At 36.6% G+C, this 6,122-nt stretch carries 4 protein-coding genes and 1 other RNA gene; all 5 read right to left on the bottom strand.

Annotation, left to right across the window (positions count from 1 at the left end; genetic code table 11):
* The coding region (locus tag PE36_RS20255; RefSeq protein WP_006033958.1) for a helix-turn-helix transcriptional regulator at positions 1-168 on the bottom strand (168 nt) is incomplete at its 3' end.
* 85 nt (positions 169-253) lie between these two features.
* Positions 254-1,264: a TniB family NTP-binding protein gene (locus PE36_RS20250; RefSeq protein WP_006033957.1), complete on the bottom strand. Its 1,011-nt coding sequence runs from the start codon at positions 1,262-1,264 to the stop codon at positions 254-256.
* A gap of 11 nt (positions 1,265-1,275) precedes the next feature.
* Entirely contained in the window at positions 1,276-3,762 is a 2,487-nt protein-coding gene (locus PE36_RS20245) for a TnsA endonuclease N-terminal domain-containing protein (protein ID WP_006033956.1), read from the bottom strand.
* 134 nt (positions 3,763-3,896) lie between these two features.
* Positions 3,897-3,993, bottom strand: an RNA gene (gene ffs, locus PE36_RS24190) — signal recognition particle sRNA small type.
* Positions 3,994-4,134: 141 nt separating this feature from the next.
* Entirely contained in the window at positions 4,135-6,021 is a 1,887-nt protein-coding gene (locus PE36_RS20240) for a GGDEF and EAL domain-containing protein (RefSeq protein WP_006033955.1), read from the bottom strand.
* Positions 6,022-6,122 lie beyond the last annotated feature (101 nt).

Genomic DNA, 6,122 nt, shown 5'->3' with positions numbered 1-6,122 from the left:
AATACGCTGCATAGTCTGATAATCAGGGGTATGCTTCCCTTTTTCATATTGATTCATACGTGCGCTTGCCGTGTTAGGTTCCATACCAAGGCGGATGCCTAAATTTTGCTGTGTAATACCTGCTGATTTACGGGCTGTCTTTAATCTAAGTGCTAATGGGTTTTCCATTATGTCCAATCTTGCTAATACATTATAGCTAAGATTTTCTTAGTATATAGCATGTAAGTATACTAAGGTATATTTAGTTTATGGGTTATTTTTTCAATATTTGACTGATTGTTAATTTATCAGTAAATTTTGTAGGGGTTATGGCTTCTGAGGCATCTTTTACATGCCGGTTATGTTTTGAATATTCTGATACTTCCGAGATCTCAATATCATTAAGTTCAAGCTCAAAAGGATTCGTTTCATTTTGATAAAGTGAACGATAAAACTGACTTAAATGTGCCTTTGTTAGCTGTAAGTCACCGTTTTCTAATGCGATTTTAGTGGCAAATAATATCAAATTTTTTAATTTACGAGGCTCACCACAGGTAGCCGAAAATAAAGGAAAAGCATACTCTTTAACACCTAAGTTTGTTTTCCTTTCAAAAGGTAGTTCTCTGCTTAAACTCACTAAAAAGTTGATATATTCACTTCTTTTTTCTTTATCTATTATTTTAAAGTAATCAAGTTGTTTACGAAACATGAGCCGAGAGGCCCATTGTGGATCTTCAGCAATCCTTGCTGCCCATGGCATTCCGATAAGGGCAATTGGCACACCAGATGATTCACTAATTTGTTTTAGTCTATTTCCAATTTCAGCCTGATTACTTACTGATGCATTTTCAATTAATTCTTGAAACTCATCAATAATTATCAGTTCAGTTTTCTTTTTTATAAGTAATTTAATCAGTGCTTCAATTAAATTAAGTGCTTTTTTGTCTTTAAGTCGATAAGCAGTGCCAAAATCTCCCAGATCTTTGAGTAGTTCCAATACTGTTGTTTCAATATTAGGATTTGCTGGAATTCTTGATATTAAAACAGCTGGGATGTCCTTGGGATTATTTAATTCATTAGCCACCATTAATTCATAATGTTTAAGCAATGATGTTTTACCTACGCCAGTATCACCAGTAATCAACATACAGAGTTGTTCACCACCTAGTTTTTTATTCTCCCTCAGTAGCTTAAATGTAGCGATACATTGAGACCAGATATCACGGTCAACATAAGATTGCTTGAAAGTTTCAAGCTTAATGGTTATTGAATTGGTATCAGTCATGCTAACTCCCCCTATAAATCAGGTACTTCTTCATCCCAATCATCAAATTGATTTTTTGAATTTTTAGGGTCAAGTTTCGGTTTTACTGGTTGTGAAATACTATTAGCCTTAATCGTACCCACGTTTTCACTATTTACATTTTTATGCTTAGCCATTGCAGAGGCGCCAGGTATCTTTTTTGATTGTTTTTTATTTGGTTTTTTATTTAGCTTATTCATTGCGTCTATTTTATCTATCTCATCATCAACACGTTGATTTATATACACTCTAGTTTTAGCCAGTTCAACCTTATCTACTTTACTGTTAATAAAGTTCTTATGCATTGTTCTCGCTACCTGGTGATGATGCAAAGATAGACCTTTTGTATACTCTTCAGGATCAATACATGGCACTTTTAAATAGCGTTTTAACTTAGGCAGATATACATGGACAGAAGAAATATCATTGAGGTCTGTTTTTACAATCACCTTAGGATCTCGGTGTGTTGTATATTCCCTTCTGTATTTACTTAATTCATCTGAATCATAACGGAGTGAATGTATATGAATACCAGCCTCACGTAAGGTGCACTGATCTGATTTACCTAAGATTATAGCAGCTATAGCCAATTCATCATCAGTAAAGGTAATAGGCTTCATTTTCTTAATTGCATTATTCCATGACAATATTGGTATATTGGTACTCCTCGCATCTTTATCTTGGTTATAAACATCAACAACCCATTCATGAAATAATTCGTTGAAAACACTAAAATGTATCACTGCATCTTTTACTGGATTGTAATTATCTTTTTCAGCTATATTTGAAAATGTTTTCCCTGGAAAACGACCGATAAACTTACGCGTGATGGTACCAAATACACGTTCAACAAAGGGTTTCAACCACGGTTTCCCCGGAGGATTATAATCAATTTGTATATTTAACTCATGGCAGGCCTGATCTAAACTATCACTCCAAAACTCAGCACCATTATCAACCACTAAACTTTCCATCTTGCCATAACAAGGCCAATCATTTTTTATTTCAGGAAACCTTTTTAAAACGTCACCTTTATTTTTCAATGTATTTAAAATAGCAGTTTTAACAGATAAATAGCTCGGTTCTTTAAATGTTATGTAAAAACCAACAATACATTTACTATATTTATCAATTAACAATGTCAAATAAGCCCTACCTAAAGCAATATCCAACTCATCATCTAATAAAATGATATCAAGTGGTGTATGATCTATTTCGACTTTTTGCATCACTCGCGAAACTCGTTTATGGCTATATACAGTACGGTATTCTCGTTCAGCTCTTTTTCTACCATAACGAGCTAATGTCCGTTCATACTGTGGAATAGCATGGATACGATTGTAAAATGCACGGTAAGACATTATTTTAATTGATTCAGTATTATCATCATTATAAATAACTACAGCATCTTCGTATATTTCATAAGCATCTGCGATTGATGGTCGTTCTTTAACTAAATAACGCTTTATTGCATTACTGATAAATTGCTCGTTTCGCTCATCGACTTTTGGTGTTGAGTTACCTTTAAGGTGATGTTTTGGGATCAATGCGATTATTGATTTATCAGCATCTTCATAAGCATTCTTCCACCGTCTTAAGCTTCTTACACTGACTTTTTTGATACCATATTTTGAAGATACTTCCTCAATCAAAGGTGAAACCGTACTATCGACCCACTTACTTCCTTTTAAATGCTTATAAATAGCATCGATATATGTCTTTTTAAATAGTGCGTCTTGCTGAACCTTATCAGGAAAGGAATCTAAATCTCGGTAGTCTAATGCATTATCAATAATCTTTTTAGGTTCAATTTCGTCTTCAAATTCATCATGAAAGAGATCGTTATACCTTAATCCATTATAAAGCCCTACGACTAGCTTTTCATCTAAAGGATAATTAATTAAGTCTGCTTGTAATTTATTTTTAAATAGCAATAACGTTACAGCTGCAATTAACTCTGTTAAATCATGACAAAGCATTTGATGAAGTTGTGTAATAGGTAGAGGTTGCTTATGTAAACAATCAAGAATAGCTAGATGAATATCAGAAAGACTTTGCAAAGGAGAACAGCGGTGTATTAATTTATAATTATTTAAGCGATAGCCTTTTTGTATCTGCTTATTAGTGATCAAGATTAGTGGCCTACCCATTTCAGCAGCCCGTTCTTTCTTCAAAGTGAACCGTTCCCGAAATTCAGGATCATTTATATAAGAGCGAGGCTTAATTTCAATAAATGGTTCAATTCCATTTTGATATTGGATTAAAAAGTCAGGAGTATAACGGCAAGAGCGTCCATTGAAGTCATAGTAATATTCTTCTTGCTGAACTTGGAAAGATTTCACATCGTCTGTGTATTCCAAGATAAAGCAAAAATCAAATTCATGTTTTTCATCGACGAGATATGTCACGTCCATTTTTTGACTCACAAATTTATAGCGACTCATTATTGGACTGGATTTACGTTTTTTACGCGTATACATAAACAACACCAATTGTAGTTACATTACTACAAAGGTTAGTTCAAGACAGCTTATGGATCAAATTTGACAGGTATATATTCAGAAAGGACAACTTATGCTTCAAACGAAGAAAAGCACAACACTTTTGAAGGATACCCTACAAGCCTCACTCCGGCACTTGAGTTCTCTGCTGCGGTTGCTCCCTTCCGGGCCTGGCCGAGTTCACAGAGTATCAATGCGGAGGGACCCATAAGGCACCCATCAAACGTGTTGTGCTTGACAACGAGTGAATTATTAACTATTCACCGATTCTTTGCAACCGTTTATAGCAGTTTTATTCACTATAAATGTCGTTTGCACATTATCCAACCAAGTCGATCGATTCCAACGCAGTTAAATAACTAGTCGGCTAAGGTACTGAGCGGTAAACATAGTTGCAGGTACTGGTTTACCATACAAATAACCCTGACCAAAATCACAACCTTCTTCGACAATAAACTGATGTTGCTCTGGCGTTTCTACACCTTCGGCAACAACTTGCAAATTAAGCTTCTTCGCCATTGCAATGATCGCACGCGCTAATTCTTTATCTTGATCACATTCCATTAAATTCATAATGAAGCTGCGATCTATCTTCAGGGTATCAAACGAATATTTCTGCAAATAACTTAATGACGAATAACCTGTACCAAAGTCATCCAACGAGATACTAACGCCGAGTTTTTGCAGACCATCAAGAGACTTGGCGACCTTTTTCTCGTCTTGGAGTAACACACCTTCGGTGATCTCAAGTTCTAACGCACTGCCAGGTAACTGATAATAAGCCAATAGCTGGGCGATACGAGACACCAAATTGTCATCCCGAAGCTGTACTGGTGATATATTCACAGCGATAGAGAAATCATTACCAAAACTCTTACGCCAGTGTCTTGCCTGTTCCATTGCCGTACGTAATACAAAATTGCCCAATGCTAAAATCTGACCGTTCTGCTCGGCTAAATTAATAAACCGATCAGGCGCGACCGCACCCAATATTGGATTATTCCAACGGATTAATGCTTCTGCGCCCAATACTCGCTGAGTTTTAACACATATTATTGGCTGGTAATGTACCGACATTTCGTGCTTATCGAGTGCGTCTGCTAAGTGCGATTCTAAATAGTGGCGCTCACCAATAACGGCACTCAATTCTTCAGTAAAGAAGTTATAATTGCAGCCTTTATCTTTACTCGCAGTCATCGCCGCTTCTGCTTTCTCGACCAACGCGATACCTTGGTCTTCGGCTGAATCAGCTAAGGCAATACCAAAGCATACCTGAGTGGTGATTGTATAATCGTCGATTATAAACGTCGATTCAAACGCATGTGATAAACGCGAGATTAAATCAATGACTTGTTCAACTACATTTTCGTCACGAACGACAATAGCAAATGCATCACCCCAGCAACGCGCGACTAAATATTCAGTGGTTAGCTGTTGATGAATACGTTGACTGACTTCCAGTAATACTTTGTCGCCTATCGCATAACCATAACTATTATTAATCGATTTGAAATTGCGAATACCAAGGTAAATCACCGCCAGTTCATTGTCATCATCAACACTTTCCAGCATGTCATCCATCTGTGAGACTAATGACAGTTGGTTAGCGATGCCGGTAAGCCCGTCATATTCTTGTTGATAAATAAGTGTTGATTCTAATGCCGAACGGCTATCTTGCTCGTGCAGTAACGCTTGATTAGACAAGGTCAGTGCCATTGATTTTTTAGCAAGTAAGCTCTGTAACTTACGATTAGCGTGCAGTAATTCTGCTTTTTCGTAGAGAATAGCGAGATCAGCGCTCATTGATTGCTGAAAACGAGCGATCAGTAATTTACAATGTGGTGTAAATTCGCGAGCTTGGCTATCTAAAACACAGAGTGTGCCAAAGGCTTGATCATCAGGCCAAGTAAGCGGTAAACCGTAATACGCCATGATGTCAGCGTTAACATTTGGATCAAAAGACCAAGTTAAATCTTGTGACGCGTCTTCGATAAGTAGCTCTGCTCGGTTATAAATAACCTGTGCACAATAACAACTCAGTTGCTTTGATTCTAATAACGACGATGAAATCACGCTAGCCGTGTCGTTTGACGAAAATATTCGCACATCATTATGGTGAACACGCATAATTAATGCTGCTGGTAAATTCATAATGCCAGCGATCAACTCTACAGTTTGTTGCCACCCACGAAACATAGGCTCCGGGATCTCAATAACCTGAGTATTAATATTTAGCATACTACATCTCTGTTAACTACACCGTGCTATATGACATTGTAAAGCGTTATTACTATGTCGCTATTCATCTGATGAATAAGGAAGATTATGTATACTACAAG

This window comes from Moritella sp. PE36 (assembly GCF_000170855.1).
GTDB lineage: Bacteria > Pseudomonadota > Gammaproteobacteria > Enterobacterales > Moritellaceae > Moritella.
This window is presented reverse-complemented; position numbering and strand designations above follow the sequence as displayed.

What these genes read in the sequence shown, in the direction of transcription:
- PE36_RS20250 (WP_006033957.1), bottom strand. Translation starts at nt 1,264, where the DNA reads ATGACTGATACCAATTCAATAACCATTAAGCTTGAAACTTTCAAGCAA.
- PE36_RS20245 (WP_006033956.1), bottom strand. Translation starts at nt 3,762, where the DNA reads ATGTATACGCGTAAAAAACGTAAATCCAGTCCAATAATGAGTCGCTAT.
- PE36_RS20240 (WP_006033955.1), bottom strand. Translation starts at nt 6,021, where the DNA reads ATGCTAAATATTAATACTCAGGTTATTGAGATCCCGGAGCCTATGTTT.